Raw genomic sequence first — 15,082 nt, 5'->3', positions numbered from 1 at the left:
AAGTCAGATTTTCGCTCAATATGCGCCAAATAGGCTTTTCTACTACCAAACTCTGGACAATAACTGCCTATAACCCGTAATCACTTTATCTGCAGTTAAAAATTGATGTCGATCATAAGTAGTCATCAAACCAATCACCTGCATACCTGCTGCTTTGGCAGCTTTTACTCCGTAGGGTGTGTCTTCGATAACCAAACAACGCCCAGGAGCAACATCCAAACGTTTTGCAGTTAATAAATATCCTTCAGGTGACGGCTTCCCAACCTGCACATCTTCAGCAGTAACAATCGCATCAAAATAAGCATGTAATTTTCCCTGCCGAACTTTAGAAAGTACTGTGTTTATCTCAACACGGCTGGAGCCACTGCAAATAGCAATTTTTTTTACCTTAAGAGCAATTTTAAAAAGAAACTGGTCAAAATCTACAATCAATGGTAAGGGTTCACAGGTATTAATAATGTGTGTATAGGCGGCAATTTTTTGCTGAATCAGGTGTTGAATTTCTGCTTCAGAGTATCTCAGCCCCATATTGTGAAGCAGCTTTGGGAGCATGTCTTTGTCAGATAAGCCCAGGTAGTGCGCCATATATTCCGAATAACTTATTGTTATCCCTAATGGCTTAAGTGCACGACAATATGCTTCATAATGAATAGGTTCACTGTCTAAAATAACCCCATCAAAATCAAAGATAATCGCGTCAAACATAATATCCAAAGTTCATTTTATCAACTAAAAACCACTGTATCATGTATCACCCCAACACGTAAGAGGACTTATTGATATGAACATATGCATGCACGAATAAATAATACATTGTTGTCTAAATTTTTGTCCGACCAAGGCCCATAGCCGTCAAGCTAAGAAATAAAATTAAAAGAAAAGGACAATCAAAAGTAGATTAATTTTTTTTATATGTTGACGAGATAAAATGTATGCACGTTTACGTAAACGTGCGTGCTCGTGCGCTTGAAATATTTATCAAGGCGTTACGCTATGCACATAATGTTCTGTTTCTATATGTGGTTGTTTTACAAAATGTACTGACGGTTTTAAGGTACTTTTTTTGCTAGATCCTTCTTGTTGTTGTACAACAGGGTTTCCAAGCTGAGTCATCGCTCTTGATACATCAGGGGAACTTTCTTCTCCAGACGGAGATACATGTTCAACGTGTGATGATTTTTCTTGGCGCGGTATCCTAGGCTCACCAGTATATTTCCCTTCTATTACTCCAGTTTTTTGATTAATGACTAAAACATAAGGAGGGGTATACAATGAAGAGTTCCCTTGGGTATTGGTCTTATAAACTCTGCGTGTTTCTGCGTAGTCAAACGCGGATTCCATGCCAAAAACATCTTGGAAAAAAGCCCAAAAATTCTTTCCATGTCCAAACAACCAACAATCTCGCTGATCTACAGTATCAATCAGTGCTCGAATATCCTTAATTTTATCACCATGATACTTTAGGTCCTGACAAACATCCGGTTTATCACTATTAGAAAGGATTTTATTGCCGTGTTCCTGTATTTTTTCCGCAGCACTCTTTCTTTTTTCATAAAGCAAATCAAAATCTCGATCACTGTAAGTCCAGATGGCAAGTTTTAACAGAAGTTTTCTAATCGGAGAAGTCCAAAAAGAAAGCTGGTTATATAACTCCTGCATATCAGCTACGGAACGAACATCATAGCCAGATGGTGCAATACTGTTTTCTGCTAAAAAAGACAAAACCCTGATGTCTGCATTCTTAATTTCCAAAGGAGTCGCCAAACCAGCAGTTTGCATCGCTCGATTCATTGGCGAAACAGCAATCAACGGAGGATATTCTTGAGGAGCATAGCATAACAAAGCACCACTGGAGCGATTCGTTTTTGCCATATTTCGCTCCGCTTCTTCTGAAATCGCTGTATTAGGACTTACACCCAGCTTCTTTTGATCCCAAATACTGCACTGTCCATGGCGACTAAATAAAATATGGCCAGTAATTTCCATACCTCGCGCATTAAGATACAGTCTATCTGCTTCGCGAAGCATACGTAAAATGTGCTGAAGCTGCTCACTCTGAGCCACATTTAATTGTTTTATAAGTCTATTAACTTCCGTTAAATAGGCTGTCTCCAGAAGTTGGAAAAGTCTTGCAGACTGTTGGTGTTCATTTGTCTGAGCTGACTGTGAGCGAATCTGTTCTACTGTTTCAAAAAACGACATTAAAGCACCACAAAACAAACAACATTTTTACTTATTGTACAGCAAAACACAGGTATTGATAAGATTCATTTAGCATACTGTTAGGCTATATTGATCGGCATTCAAAAAAACCTCTTTACCCAGCGGTAACACACAGCGTCGGGAAAAATGTCCATAAGGAAAATTCTTAATACAGGGAACGTTGAGGCGTAATGCCCACTCCTCAATCACATCATCAACTGTTCCATCACGTTTTGGAAAATACTTTGCAGTACAACGCGCAAATTGCCCAAAAATAACTCCGGCAACTTGGGTAAAAACTCCAGCTAAATCCAATTGGGAGAGACGGCTGTCGACTTGATATGGTTCAGCACCGACATCTTCCAGTAATAAAATGCAGTCTTTCACTTCCGGTTGAAAAGGCGTCCCCATTAATGCAATCCAAGACTCCAGATTCCCGCCAACTAGTCTTCCTTTAACCGCACCTGGCTGCATGGTTTGCCCTTTTTTGATTTGAAATGACTCTCCTTTTAGGCACGCCCAAAGCGTTCGCTCAATTAAAGAATCAAGTTTACCTGCAGCCAAATCGCCAAATACAAAACCAGAACAGGAAATAATTCCTGCGTTCTTAAATAAAGCGGCTTGTAACGCAGTAGTATCACTAAATCCGCTTAAATATTTAGGCCGAGAACGGATCAATTCATAATCAAGAAGCGGGAGTATACGCTGTGATCCATAACCTCCTCCCATCGCCATAATCACTTTGATTTCATCATCCATAAAAAAACGCATAATGTCTTTAGCTCGATACTCATCCTCTCCGGCTAGGAAGCGATCTACAGCGTTCACATGTTCTCCTAACTTTATTTGAAAACCTTTTTGTTCTAAATAGGAAATACCGACTTCCAACAAACCAGGTACCATGGGGCTCGACGGAGTAACCAAGCCAAGGGTATCCCCAGGTTTTAATGGTTCTGGGTACATGTAACGCATCCTCATTCTCCAAATTGGCGTAGGCTGGGCTGTTAAGCCCAGCGTTTGTTAATTAATTTACACTATCAAAAAAATGATTTGGAAGTTAAATACTGGGCTTATCAGCCCCAACCTACGCCTTTTTTGGAAGCGCATCCGTTTACGTAAAACATTTTTCTCGAACATTTCATGTGAATTGATTAATTATTGTCCTTTTAGTATAACTGCAGTATAATTCGTTTTCTCAAAACTTGTTACTTTTGAAACTTGCTACACATTGTAAGGATTTATCATTATGCCAGGTAATTCAGTAGCTGAAGCTCGAAAAAAATCGCTTGCAGAAGAGAATTTTCATGCACCATCATCGTTTCAATGGCTAAGAAATGCTGGGCGTATCTTTTTATTTATACCCACACAGCTTTTTATGGCGAGTGGCATTTTTCCAGCCCAAACACTTAGTACACTAAGAAAAATACCTGGCTTAAAATCAATCATAGGTTTTATCGCACGAAAAACAGGTAAAGACTCTCGAACCGCATTAGAAATTTTCAATCAAGATTTTCAAAAAAGCCACCTGGATAAACTTGTTGAACAGAAGTCAAGCTGGCTTGATTGGTTCAATAAAAATCCCAAAGCAAACAAATTTAAGCAAGTCGATCAATTAATTACAGAATACACCCACACTCCATATCAAACCGATTTTGGCAGAAATGTGACGCTTGAAACATTTAGTTTTGCAAGCACACAATTTGAGACAATAGCTCCAGAAGATCAGTATTATCGTATTCATTGTTCAGGAAATGCTGGAAATTGTGGTCGTTTTTTTGGTGAATTGGCTCAATTAAGCATTAACCATCCTGAATTAAAAACAATAACCTATAACCATCCTGGCGTGGAAGGCAGCGACAGCATCACAATGAGTCAAGATGATTTAGTTAATGCCCTTTTTGCACAGGTGGTCGCTCTACTTAAAAAAGGAGTAAACCCTAGCCATATTGAACTAACTGGATTTTCAATTGGTGCAGCTACCGCAGCAGCAACAGCCAAAAAGCTACAAGATTATCGCTCTGATCTCTATCCCCAAGGCATCCAAGTTAATCTGTTTTGTGACAGAACGTTGAGTACTATGGCTAATGTGGTTACTGACAAATTACCTATTTTAGGAGCTCTCTTTAATTTCGCTAAATTAATCCCTGGAATTAAGGAAATAATACATTATGCACTTCAACCGTTAATTAAATTTTTGATTATTACGCCGCTACTTTACCTCACCAATTGGAATATGAATCCTGCAGCTGCATATAATGAAATTCCTGCAGAGCGTAAAGCCTTAACCGTTGTAAAACCTCAAACATCAGGTCGTGGCGATGGTAAGTCATTCTTAAAATACTTAGGTAGGTTTACAAGTTGGTTTAAAGTAGGAAATGGTGATAAGACGATTGCAACGCATGTGTCTTTGCTTTCAGGAACTGAAGATGATGCCGCTAAAAAGACATGGAAGAAAGACTTAAACAGTTATGCTGAGAAACCAAACAAGGAATTACTACAACATTTAAAAGCAACGGCAACCAATGCGATTGCTGCGAACGCTATATCCAGATTAGAACGAGTCGAAGTGACCTCTGAAAATCCACAGGAATTAATTCATTTGGCACAGTTTTCTACTAAAGGAAGACGCTTACAAGGTACTACAGAGTCTGATGCCCATAATGTGACTGCTGATCTTATTGAAATACGTGATATCCGTAAAGATCCAGAGAAGCAGATACCTACTGACGCATTCAAAGCTTTAGGCATGCCAAAAGATTCACCGAATACGTTACTGAGTTACTATTCCATATTTCACCAAGCAGTAAAAAGTAACAATCAATTCAAGCCTCAATTGGAACGTCATGAAACGCTCTCTTATTAAGCCAAGATAGTCAAACATCTCGCTTCTTGTGGGAGGGTTAGGGCGTTGTTGAATGAATAGTTTGAAAGAATATGATAATGACCAAACTTCATCTTTGTCATTCCCGCACAGGGTGGGAATGACACACGATTTTTTCAATAAAGGCCTAGAAGGGAGTTGCCTTATGAACTTGACAAAGCAAGAAGATGAACCAGACTTTAAGAACCATAAAAGGAATTATTTGATGTGATGAAAAACCCCCTATTATCTAAGAGCGGTTATCATATTAGAGCCGCGGTTAAATAGGTTATGGAGTTTAATTGGAGGAAAGTATGGCTACTTCAAAGAAAACTAAGGAAGAAAAACCTTTGATGAGCGAAATTGAAGCGATTTATAAGCGTCGCGCTGTACGGAATTACACCTCGCATACACTAGATAAAACAGTTATTAATTCATTGCTTGATGCTGCAGTGCAAGCACCTACGGCTATGGATGAAGAGCCTTGGTCCTTTGTTGTCATTCAAGACCAAGAGATGCTGGACAATTTATCGAACAGCGTGAAAGCATTGATTTACACTGAAACTCATAATTATCCCAAAATACAAATGAAGCATCTGCAAGAGCTCGTGAATAACCCTGATTTTCATGCATTTTACAATGCAAGTACACTTATTGTTATTTACAGTAAATACCATGGCCCTTTTGTCGCCGCAGATTGTTGGTTGGCTGCTGAAAACTTAATGCTGACTGCCTGTGCACAAGGGCTTGGCACTTGTGTTATTGGTCTTGCGGTTTTAGCGCTAAATACTCCAGAGTGGAAAACAAAACTGGGGCTTCCCTCTGATATCAATGCAATTGCGCCAATTATTGTTGGTATTCCAGCAAGCGAACCGCCTGCGGTACCTCGTAAATCACCAGAAATTCTAGTATGGAAGTAAAATTAACAATAAGGACATTTGATCATGAAAAAGAATCTATTTTTATTCTTATTATTGGCACTCAGTTTTCCTTTAGCAGCCAAAAATTCTGATTTTAAGCTGTGTAAAAGTAAATTTGCCCTATGTACTACGGCACCATGTAATCCAATACCTGGCGGAAAAAAAGGTTGGGTTTCTTGCCACTGCAGCGTACAAGATGGATACTCAGTAGGCACAAAACCCTGTTCTGGTGTCATGAAAACCAATAAAGGACAACTCGTTAAATCACGCTATTATCCTATTAAATCCTATGCAGTGTGCAAAAACGATCGTCCTTGGGCTTGGTGTTTGGATAGTCCTTGTGTCATTGATAAAAAAGATCCTACAAAAGCGACATGCTTATGCTCCGTAGTCAGCAATAAAGGGCCTTACATGATTGTTACCGATACATACACTAAAGATACCTGTACGACTGGTATGTACTCATCCGCAACAGTTAAGGATGGAGAGCAGATAACCAACTTTTTAAAAGCTCATGAAGAACTTCCTCCTTTCCCCATTAAAGTGATAAATAAGTAGGACGTGTTCTATAATTCTCTCGTCTATGTGCCACGAACAAGTCGTAGCACATAGACCCGACTTCATCAAAACACCTGTCATGAGGCTTGATCTGCAAGCAAATCATGCGTTGCTTTTTGATACGTATTTAAAAAGTTATCTTGCACAACTACAGCCATGTTATCAATAGCTTGTACCATTTCTGTTTTCTTAAGAACACCTGTTTTAAATTGCCATTTGCGAGGTAAAGTAAGCCTTGAACCGAGCTGAGAAAGGGATTGTTGTGTTTGTGGTAATTTTTGAACACTATAGGATTGCATGACAAATACATTACCTTGGGGATCGATGAGCTCAAAAACAGGCTTACCAGCGTCATAAACCCAAGTTGTTTTACGAGCAACTTTTCGTTGTTCATAGGCAGGATTTAATAATAAGTCCTTTAAACTAATATGGATTACTCCGGCTTCTCGCATTGCCAGTCCATTAAATTTTTTAATCTTAGTATTTACCAAATCGGAGTTTTGCATTCCATCAATCATCCAATAGCGAGGACCATTGAAATGGACATGTGGAGTACCTACTTCTTTTTGCACATTCTCGGGTGTTATTTTACTCCAAATGTCTTGTGGGCAATCATTAAGTCCGATGGTGTTATAGACGGCATAATCCATGAGGTTTTTACTATAAATAATCTCACAATAACGCTGTCCGCGAAGATTCGATTTTTGTGCTGCAGAGGAAAAAGATGGAATAATCAATAAAGCCAATGACATAGCAATAAAAACATTTGTATAGCCCCTACGACACATAATTACCTCCTGTATGTTTTATTTAAAAAAATCCTCCAAAAATAATACATAAGAAACACAATTAAATACAGTTACTACGCTGATTAACGTGAACGTGTGCGTGCCCGAAAAAGCTGGTATGATTTTGGTAAGCAAAGATACATTTCGTAATAACAATGGAGTTAAATTTACCTGGCCGCACAATAGTAACTACAACAGTTCTCATCTCTTTCGTCCGTTTATCCCCATAGCTCTTTATTTTTATAATTTAATTATAGTACTAACAAGCAAAACTTATGGAGAATAGGACTCGGATCAATTTAAAATTGCTCTATGAGGCTCTTCTTATTAAAGCTTCTAAAAACTAAGGTTTACTTATTGATTTCTATGAGAAAGTTGTTTTTACTCATATTGTTCTTCTTCAATAAATCAGACATAATTTAATTAACAATTAAGAGTATCCTTAGTTATGAAAAATAAATATATAAGTGCTCAGGATCGGGCTCTAGCAAAAGTCGGTGAATCCTGACAAACTCCCGTACAATAAGCATCAAGGTAACACTCAGCTGATTTCAGGATGGACGCTCCAAAAGATCTATCATACACCGCAACTAATGACTGATTTAGAAAGGATATTTTTTTATGCAATGGAAAAGAATACTGCATTCTTGTTTTAGTTTAGCAATCCTATGCGTCACATCATCAGCGCTGGCTTATGATGAGCCAGTTGTGAATCTGGGCTACACCAGTTTTTATGATGGAGGCCCGCCCTCAGGACCCGGTTTGTACTTCCAAGATTATTTTCAATACTATACGTCCAATCGTTTTAATGACAAAAATGGTAATAAACTGTCTCTGCCGCGTACTGATCTTGACGTTGTTGCGAACGTGACTCAGTTTATTTATGTGTCTACAAAAAAAATTTTCGGGGCGAACTTAGGTTTATCCGTACTCTTACCATGGGTAGTAAATGACTATGTAAATGATGGTTTGGATAATACCGTCTTAAAAGCTGAAAGTGGTCCTGGTGATTTGTGGATTGGCCCTGCTCTGCAATTTGATCCAATTATGCGCAAAGATGGAAGAGGACCGTTATTCGTTATGCGTCTCGATCTAGACGTGATTATGCCCATAGGACGATACAGCAGTGCCAATGCGATTAACCCCAGCAGTCACTTTTGGTCTCTAAATCCCTACTGGGCTTTTACATTGTGGATGACACCCAAATTATCCACTTCGGCACGACTGCATTATCTGTGGAATGGAGTGAATCATAGTCCTAATGTTTCCTTTGGCCCCAATGTCCATACCACGCAAGCAGGACAAGCTGTTTTCGCCGATATTGCCGTAGGTTATGCAATAATAGAAAAGTTTACTGTGGGTGTGAATGGCTACTTTTTCAATCAAATTACCGATACCCTGGCAAATGGTGTTGGGGTTCCTGGTCGTAAAGAAAGTGTGTGGGCGATTGGTCCAGGAATGGTATACAGCCTTAGTAAAAATCATTTCGTCTTTTTAAATGTGTATTCTGAGCAAGATGCTAAAAATCGAGCTCAAGGAACTAATGGAATTTTGCGCTTTGTGGCTCATTTTTAACTCCATTATACTGTATACGTAAGAAAGGTAGTCTGGTTGCTTGCAGCCAGGCTACAACTGTCTCTTAATCATGAGTAATCTTGGTGAACAATCAGATTTGAGTGCAGGTCGAGTGAACATGACATGTTTCCTAATTCCATGGGCATTATCTGTTCATTATTATACTACATGACATCAGGGATCGATTGTAGCCAGGGTGCAATAAAAGCTTTTGCTTTTTGCAAAATTATGACAAAAAATAAAGTACCCAGTTTTCTAGAGAATTAAATGACGTTTCCTTTTAAAATCATTGACTTGACTCATACGCTCTCAACAAAGAGTCCCTCATGGGATATTGGCTGTGGCTTTAATCATAAAACCATTCTGGATTATGATGAATGTTCTACAGCAGTACACTTTAAGGTCCAGGAAATGAGTATGCCTGCAGGAATTGGCACTCATATTGACGCACCATCCCATTGCATCCGCAATGGACTTTATGTGGCTGAACTCGATCTTTTAAACCACCATTTAATTACTCACTGTGTGGTTATTGATGTAAGTTATCACTCGCATGAACGCTATAGCGTTACTGGAAAAGACATTTTGAACTTCGAGAAAGTGCATGGAAAAATTATTGAACATACATTTGTCATTTTTTATACTGGCTGGGAAAAGTACTGGCATGATGCCAAGCAATACCGAAACAATTTAATTTTTCCCTGTGTTAGTGAAGAAGCGGCACAATTAATACTTGAGCGAAATGGTGCAGGTATTGGTATCGATACCCTGTCTCCAGATAGGCCAGAAAATGATTATATCGTGCACCAACTGATGCTGGAAAATAAAAAATATATTGTCGAAAATATTTTCAACGCAACAAAACTACCTGCCTCAGGTGCCTATAGTATGGTTTTACCCATGAAAATTGCTGATTTAACTGAAGCACCTGTACGTTTAATCGGTCTTTATTGATTTTGTTGGCTTACTTTATATAATCCCATATATGTATTCAATTTCTTGGAAGAAATTATAATTGAACGTTGCTATTATTGGAGGCTCCATCGCAGGTTGTGCCTTGGCCTTATTATTGAAAGACCGGTTTCAAGTCACTGTTTTTGAGCGAGCACATGATTTAAAGTCTCGTGGCGCGGGGATTACGCTTCCTATCGAATTGTTAAATCTGTTAATTGCCAAAAATCTTATTGATAAAAACACTTTATCGCACACGTGCACGATGCGTAGTTTTTATTGCAAAACCGATAATGAGCCAGTTTATGGTAAATTTTTATGGCAGCAGGGAATATCCATGGCCAGCTTGCACTGGGATACTTTATTTACCAACTTCAGAAAAAGGATACCCGACTCGATATATCACCATGGAGTCAAAGTCATCGATGTGCAACTTAACGAAGGCAATGCTGGGCAAATTACTTTAGAGTCCGGTGAAAAGCAACGCTTCGATTTAATTGTATTTGCAGATGGCGTCCAATCCATTGGAAGAGCATTGATATCCGATGTCCAACCTGAATATTCAGGTTATGTTGCATGGCGTGGTACATTGGAGTTTGAACGAATTAAAGATAAAACACTTTTCAACAATCAGGGACTTTACTACTGTTTTGATAAGGGGCACTTATTAACTTATCCGGTATATCACCATCAAACAAACAAATTAAACTGGGTTTTCTACGAAAAATTAGCACGTACAGATCTAGAAGACTTAGGCTCAACCTCTGTAAACGACTTTTCTATTAAAGCAAAACAACATCTGTATCAATTAGCCCAAGATAACTTGCCTGAGGCTGCGGCACAAATTATCTTCGATACCTCTGCTCCTTTTATGCAGAACATTGTTGATGTCTGCGTCAATCGTCTTGCCACTCAAGGAGCACTTTTATTGGGTGATGCCAGCGCTATTTTACGCCCTCATGTAGGCAATGGCGCTTCCTTGGCTATTCAAGATGCACTAAGTCTTCGTGAGCATTTCGAGACCTATGAGGATATCCAACAAGCAATTTCTGCATGGGAAAAAGATGCTCTCCCGAAACGTCTTGCAATGTATGATTTATCCAAACGCATGGCGGATGCATTAGTATTACATCCTGTTGCATGGCAAGAAATGGATGAATCCAAAATGCAGGTATGGTGGGAGCAAATCATCCTCGGGGAAAAATGGTATACCACTCATCCTCAAAAAAGTTAGGAATATCCTCTTTTGTTGATTGAAGAGAGACCCCGTTAGAATTGATGCTCTCACCCATATGGGTGAGAGTAAGTAAATCCCTTCTCCCTTGTGGGGAGATGGTGCCATTAGGGCCGGAGGGCTAAGATGATTGACTAAACCTTATCAAAATCTGCAGCACTCCACTGACTCCAGGCTCCTTGATATCCCTTTAAAAACTGTTGTGCAAATCGATAAAAACGAGAAAGGAAAATAACTCGCTGTTCATAATAAGATGTAAGAAAAGGATCTGCTCGGTGCACTTCAAACAAATTATAATAAGGTGGTATTGAAGCCTGTCGTGCAATAATTTCGTCAAAACTGACTTTATCTGCGTTTTTTAACATGTCATACATCACCAAAAAAGTCGTAGTCCGCCCCTTTCCTCCCCGGCAATGTATATGGAACCAAGTATCTTTAGACGCATTTTTTATTATTGACAAAAATGCATCAACTTCTGCATCAGATGGAGCCGCATGATCAGTAACGTATAGTCGCTGATATGCAAAACCTAATTGAGAAACTAACTCCTCTTCATTTTTTACCACTTTCACGGGAATGGTTTTTCCACTAGAGTATTCCTTAGCAGCAAACTGCTGATGTGATAAAACACCGCTTATCTTTTTCTGAATGCTTAATGACTTAAGCCAATGATTCTGATCTGTAAGACTTTGTGCATTACTTTTTCCTCGATTTATCCAATCGTAGTCACTCACTAAAGTAATCGCTCGTCCATTAATATAGCCATGACTTTCCTGGCGCAAATCCAGTACTACTATTTTCGAGTGCCTATGCTTGGCAATATACTCAGAAATCTCTTTCCACCCTTTCTCACTCGGCTCCTCACTACCCGAAACGGGTAAATCTCTAATACCCAGTGTATTGCCCTGATAAGCCGTAGCAATCATGGATGCATCACGCAACCATTTTAAGGAAGAGTAAGAAAACGCACTGTCTTCTACAATGCAAGGGTTATAAATGCTGCCATCACATGCCTTAGTTTCTGTATGTGCAAAAGCCAAGCCTTGAGTCAATAAGCATGTAATAAAAGTAACGATAATGTGCTTCAAATAGGCCATCCATAACCTCCAAAAAAAAACATAATCCATTCTATGTTAATTTTTTTTCCTACTGCAAGAGAGCTATTTATTACGTAAAGATATGCCCGAAAAACTAAACGTAGCCTGGTTGCAAGCAACAGGCTACACTGGCCCTCACTAGAGCACGCATACGTTCACGTAAAAATAAAAATTAATATCCTTATTGCTGAATTACCATCCATTTTTTATACAGTCGTTGCCATGCCTCTTTACTCTCTGGATGCACCCAGTCATTTCCTATGAATGTCCAATCCCGATCCTCAGGATTAAAACCGAGATTACGAATATAATCTGCGTCACAAACAAAAAATTGATTTTTAAATGGCAATAAAAAACCACCCTGTGTGCGCTGATGTAATTTAGCTTCCGCATAATGTGAAAACCAATGATTCAGAAATCCACCGCGAATAAATGGCAACTGACATTTCAAATCACGCCAAGAATTAAAACCGATTCCTATCGCAATCACAGTAAGCGCATGTTTGCGCTTCATATCAGCACGTATTATTTCTTCAAGAGAAAAATTTTTAAACTCAGGCAAATTTTGAAAACGTCGAGCAGCTTTTTGTGCTACTGCATGATTTGTAGCATGTAACGATTTTAATAAAATAGACGCTTGAATTTTATATTCGTCAACACGAAATGAATTGTGTGGCTTATTCATGTAAATCCCCTTTGCTCTCTGCTAGACACCCACTTTTTCCAGCAACAAAAAGGTTAATGAATAATGAATCAATCAATTACTAACCAGGGTGAGATCCTCTTTTGTGGGTATAGGCGTCCCATGAAGCCTGTACACATGGTAATCGATGGACGAATTTTTGTAAATATTTTATTCATTTTTTCATTTACGCAAACGGTACTATGGTTAAAACCCCTTATTTTGCATGCGTACAATAAGAATTAATAAAATGCATCACACTATGAGCAAAATGGGGACTCCATAAGTCTTGATGGCCTTTCTCAGGAAAATCAATCCATTTCTTAGGTTGGTTGGCATGATTGAACAGAGTAACGCCCTGCTCATAAGGAACAACTTCATCTAATTTCCCATGCAACATTAAGATAGGAACATGAATTTTTTGAATACGTGATAAAGAATCATACTTATCCATTAGCGGTACGGGTAACCAAGGATAATGAAATCGAGCCAAATCCGTTAACGACGTGTAAGGGGATTGTAATACCACAGCACACACAGGAAACTCTGTTGCCATTTGTGTTGCCACTCCAGTCCCCAATGATTCCCCATAGAGCACAATACGATGTTCTTGAACACCCTGCTGCTGTAAAAACTTCATTGCCGCACGAGCATCTTGATAAAATCCTGACTCTGTAGGTTTTCCCAGGTTTCCTCCATATCCTCGATATTCAAGCAATAACACACCCAATCCCTCTGATAGAAACTGTCGAATCAGATCCATCCGATAGCCAATATGTCCTGCATTACCATGTAAATAGAGAATCGTAGGCTTGTTATCCACAGCGGGTTTATACCAAGAATTTAAAGACAGTCCATCAGCAACTGGGATTTTAACAACGTGCATGTCTTCTGCATGAAAATCGTTGCGATTAGGTTGTTCGGGAGACGGAAAATAAATCAAATAGCGCTGCAATGGATAAGACAATATAAAAATTAAAATAAAAATAAAGAAAATCCAAAGCGCTATTTTGAGCATCATTTTATGTCATCTTCATTTATTGGATTACTATAAAAAGGATAATCGGTGTACCCTTTTACACCACCACCGTATAAAGTCGCGCGCTCTGGTTCATTCAATGGCACATTCTTTTTAAATCGCGTCACCAAATCAGGATTGGCAATGAAATATCGTCCAAAAGCAACTAGGTCTGCATAACCACTTGCAACTGCCTCAGTTGCCATTTCTAAAGTATAACCATTATTCACCATCCAGGGACCATCAAACGCTTTACGTAATGCATGGAAATCAAAGCCATAAAACGCTCGCGCCCCTTGAGTTTCTCCTTCAATAACATGCACATAAGCCAAATTAAATCGGCTCAATTCTTGGACAAGTGGGAAAAATACAGCAGCAGGTGAGGTATCAGTCACACCATTAGCATGGCTTACTGGAGCAATTCGGATTCCTGTTCGATGGGCCCCAACTTCAGAAACAACTGCTGTGGTCACCTCTAACGCAAAACGCAATCGATTAGTAATCGAACCACCATATTGATCGGTTCGATGGTTGCTGCCATCACACAAAAATTGATGAATGAGATACCCATTCGCTGCATGAATTTCAACCCCATCGAATCCAGCTAAAACCGCATTCCTTGCCGCGACTCGATAATCTTCGATAATGCCGGGAATTTCACTAAGTTCTAACGCACGTGGCGCTCCAACTTCGACAAATGTACCATTTTCAATAAATGTACGTTGCCCGGTTGCTGTAAGAGCAGAAGGAGCAACCGGAGCAATACCTCCAGGTTGAAGAGAAGGATGGGAAATTCTTCCTACGTGCCAGAGCTGCAAATAAATCGCCCCTCCACGGGCATGAACTGCATCTGTTACCAATTTCCATCCAACAATTTGTTCCGGAGAATAGATTCCAGGCGTCCAAGCATATCCTTTTCCAGTAGGAGAGATTTGTGTTGCCTCAGCGATGATTAAGCCTGCTTCCGCACGTTGGGCATAATATTCTGCATTAAGTTCTGAAGGAGTATCAATTCCGTGTATTGAACGATTTCGTGTTAGTGGTGCCATAACGATACGGTTCTTTAAAGTAAGTTCTCTTAATTTAAATGGAGTAAATAGAATTTCATGATTCTTAGTCATTATTGCCTCGTGCGGTGTTACTCAAAAAATAATTCGTTATATTTCTGTACCTCGAAACTCAATCTATGCTTCAATC

14 protein-coding genes are annotated in these 15,082 nt (G+C 39.2%); 6 read left to right on the top strand and 8 right to left on the bottom strand.

Going from position 1 to position 15,082, the window contains the following annotated elements:
* Window positions 1-42 precede the first annotated feature (42 nt).
* From Lste_RS16385 to Lste_RS16375, 3 genes are all read right to left on the bottom strand, one after another.
* On the bottom strand, window positions 43-705 hold the full coding sequence (locus Lste_RS16385; RefSeq protein ID WP_058512058.1) for an HAD family hydrolase: 663 nt from the start codon (window positions 703-705) through the stop codon (window positions 43-45).
* A 273-nt stretch (window positions 706-978) separates the two neighbouring features.
* Window positions 979-2,202 carry a histidine phosphatase family protein gene (locus Lste_RS16380; RefSeq protein ID WP_058512057.1) on the bottom strand — a complete coding sequence of 408 codons (1,224 nt, stop codon included), beginning with the start codon at window positions 2,200-2,202 and terminating at the stop codon, window positions 979-981.
* Between the two features lie 69 nt (window positions 2,203-2,271).
* Entirely contained in the window at window positions 2,272-3,174 is a 903-nt protein-coding gene (locus Lste_RS16375) for a S66 peptidase family protein (RefSeq protein WP_058512056.1), read from the bottom strand.
* A gap of 274 nt (window positions 3,175-3,448) precedes the next feature.
* Here Lste_RS16375 and Lste_RS16370 point away from each other — a divergent pair, with 274 nt between their 5' ends.
* From Lste_RS16370 to Lste_RS16360, 3 genes are all read left to right on the top strand, one after another.
* On the top strand, window positions 3,449-5,065 hold the full coding sequence (locus Lste_RS16370) for a hypothetical protein (protein ID WP_058512055.1): 1,617 nt from the start codon (window positions 3,449-3,451) through the stop codon (window positions 5,063-5,065).
* 311 nt (window positions 5,066-5,376) lie between these two features.
* On the top strand, window positions 5,377-5,982 hold the full coding sequence (locus tag Lste_RS16365; RefSeq protein ID WP_058512054.1) for a nitroreductase family protein: 606 nt from the start codon (window positions 5,377-5,379) through the stop codon (window positions 5,980-5,982).
* 24 nt (window positions 5,983-6,006) lie between these two features.
* Window positions 6,007-6,540: a hypothetical protein gene (locus Lste_RS16360; protein WP_058512053.1), complete on the top strand. Its 534-nt coding sequence runs from the start codon at window positions 6,007-6,009 to the stop codon at window positions 6,538-6,540.
* Between the two features lie 77 nt (window positions 6,541-6,617).
* Here Lste_RS16360 and Lste_RS16355 read toward each other — a convergent pair whose 3' ends face one another.
* On the bottom strand, window positions 6,618-7,328 hold the full coding sequence (locus Lste_RS16355) for a hypothetical protein (protein ID WP_058512052.1): 711 nt from the start codon (window positions 7,326-7,328) through the stop codon (window positions 6,618-6,620).
* Between the two features lie 621 nt (window positions 7,329-7,949).
* Between Lste_RS16355 and Lste_RS16350 the strand changes: the two genes are divergently transcribed.
* The 3 genes from Lste_RS16350 to Lste_RS16340 all read left to right on the top strand — a co-directional run bounded on the left by Lste_RS16350 (window position 7,950) and on the right by Lste_RS16340 (window position 11,088).
* On the top strand, window positions 7,950-8,903 hold the full coding sequence (locus Lste_RS16350; RefSeq protein WP_058512051.1) for a SphA family protein: 954 nt from the start codon (window positions 7,950-7,952) through the stop codon (window positions 8,901-8,903).
* A 267-nt stretch (window positions 8,904-9,170) separates the two neighbouring features.
* Window positions 9,171-9,857: a cyclase family protein gene (locus Lste_RS16345; RefSeq protein ID WP_058512050.1), complete on the top strand. Its 687-nt coding sequence runs from the start codon at window positions 9,171-9,173 to the stop codon at window positions 9,855-9,857.
* A 61-nt stretch (window positions 9,858-9,918) separates the two neighbouring features.
* Complete coding sequence (locus tag Lste_RS16340; protein ID WP_058512049.1) at window positions 9,919-11,088, top strand: FAD binding domain-containing protein; 1,170 nt, start codon at window positions 9,919-9,921, stop codon at window positions 11,086-11,088.
* Between the two features lie 134 nt (window positions 11,089-11,222).
* On the opposite strand, the gene Lste_RS16335 is transcribed toward Lste_RS16340, so the two are convergent.
* The 4 genes from Lste_RS16335 to Lste_RS16320 all read right to left on the bottom strand — a co-directional run bounded on the left by Lste_RS16335 (window position 11,223) and on the right by Lste_RS16320 (window position 15,006).
* Window positions 11,223-12,185 (bottom strand): phosphatase domain-containing protein, encoded by a 963-nt coding sequence (locus tag Lste_RS16335; RefSeq protein ID WP_058512048.1) that lies wholly within the window; start codon window positions 12,183-12,185, stop codon window positions 11,223-11,225.
* Window positions 12,186-12,366: 181 nt separating this feature from the next.
* Window positions 12,367-12,870 carry a hypothetical protein gene (locus Lste_RS16330; protein ID WP_058512047.1) on the bottom strand — a complete coding sequence of 168 codons (504 nt, stop codon included), beginning with the start codon at window positions 12,868-12,870 and terminating at the stop codon, window positions 12,367-12,369.
* A gap of 214 nt (window positions 12,871-13,084) precedes the next feature.
* Window positions 13,085-13,888 carry an alpha/beta hydrolase gene (locus tag Lste_RS16325; RefSeq protein ID WP_058512046.1) on the bottom strand — a complete coding sequence of 268 codons (804 nt, stop codon included), beginning with the start codon at window positions 13,886-13,888 and terminating at the stop codon, window positions 13,085-13,087.
* The gene (locus tag Lste_RS16320) at window positions 13,885-15,006 is read right to left on the bottom strand and encodes an alkene reductase (RefSeq protein ID WP_058512045.1); all 1,122 of its coding nucleotides are present in this window, start codon (window positions 15,004-15,006) and stop codon (window positions 13,885-13,887) included. The genes Lste_RS16325 and Lste_RS16320 overlap by 4 nt, the downstream gene beginning before the upstream one ends.
* Between the last annotated feature and the right edge of the window lie 76 nt (window positions 15,007-15,082).

The sequence above is a fragment of the Legionella steelei genome, assembly GCF_001468005.1.
Classification (GTDB): domain Bacteria; phylum Pseudomonadota; class Gammaproteobacteria; order Legionellales; family Legionellaceae; genus Legionella; species Legionella steelei.
The sequence above is the reverse complement of the archived record's forward strand: the minus strand, read 5'-3'. Positions and strand labels throughout refer to the sequence as shown.

Bases quoted from the DNA above. Each gene is read 5' to 3' on its own strand.
- Lste_RS16385 (WP_058512058.1), bottom strand. From the start codon at position 705: ATGTTTGACGCGATTATCTTTGATTTTGATGGGGTTATTTTAGACAGT.
- Lste_RS16380 (WP_058512057.1), bottom strand. From the start codon at position 2,202: ATGTCGTTTTTTGAAACAGTAGAACAGATTCGCTCACAGTCAGCTCAG.
- Lste_RS16375 (WP_058512056.1), bottom strand. From the start codon at position 3,174: ATGCGTTACATGTACCCAGAACCATTAAAACCTGGGGATACCCTTGGC.
- Lste_RS16370 (WP_058512055.1), top strand. From the start codon at position 3,449: ATGCCAGGTAATTCAGTAGCTGAAGCTCGAAAAAAATCGCTTGCAGAA.
- Lste_RS16365 (WP_058512054.1), top strand. From the start codon at position 5,377: ATGGCTACTTCAAAGAAAACTAAGGAAGAAAAACCTTTGATGAGCGAA.
- Lste_RS16360 (WP_058512053.1), top strand. From the start codon at position 6,007: ATGAAAAAGAATCTATTTTTATTCTTATTATTGGCACTCAGTTTTCCT.
- Lste_RS16355 (WP_058512052.1), bottom strand. From the start codon at position 7,328: ATGTGTCGTAGGGGCTATACAAATGTTTTTATTGCTATGTCATTGGCT.
- Lste_RS16350 (WP_058512051.1), top strand. From the start codon at position 7,950: ATGCAATGGAAAAGAATACTGCATTCTTGTTTTAGTTTAGCAATCCTA.
- Lste_RS16345 (WP_058512050.1), top strand. From the start codon at position 9,171: ATGACGTTTCCTTTTAAAATCATTGACTTGACTCATACGCTCTCAACA.
- Lste_RS16335 (WP_058512048.1), bottom strand. From the start codon at position 12,185: ATGGCCTATTTGAAGCACATTATCGTTACTTTTATTACATGCTTATTG.
- Lste_RS16330 (WP_058512047.1), bottom strand. From the start codon at position 12,870: ATGAATAAGCCACACAATTCATTTCGTGTTGACGAATATAAAATTCAA.
- Lste_RS16325 (WP_058512046.1), bottom strand. From the start codon at position 13,888: ATGATGCTCAAAATAGCGCTTTGGATTTTCTTTATTTTTATTTTAATT.
- Lste_RS16320 (WP_058512045.1), bottom strand. From the start codon at position 15,006: ATGACTAAGAATCATGAAATTCTATTTACTCCATTTAAATTAAGAGAA.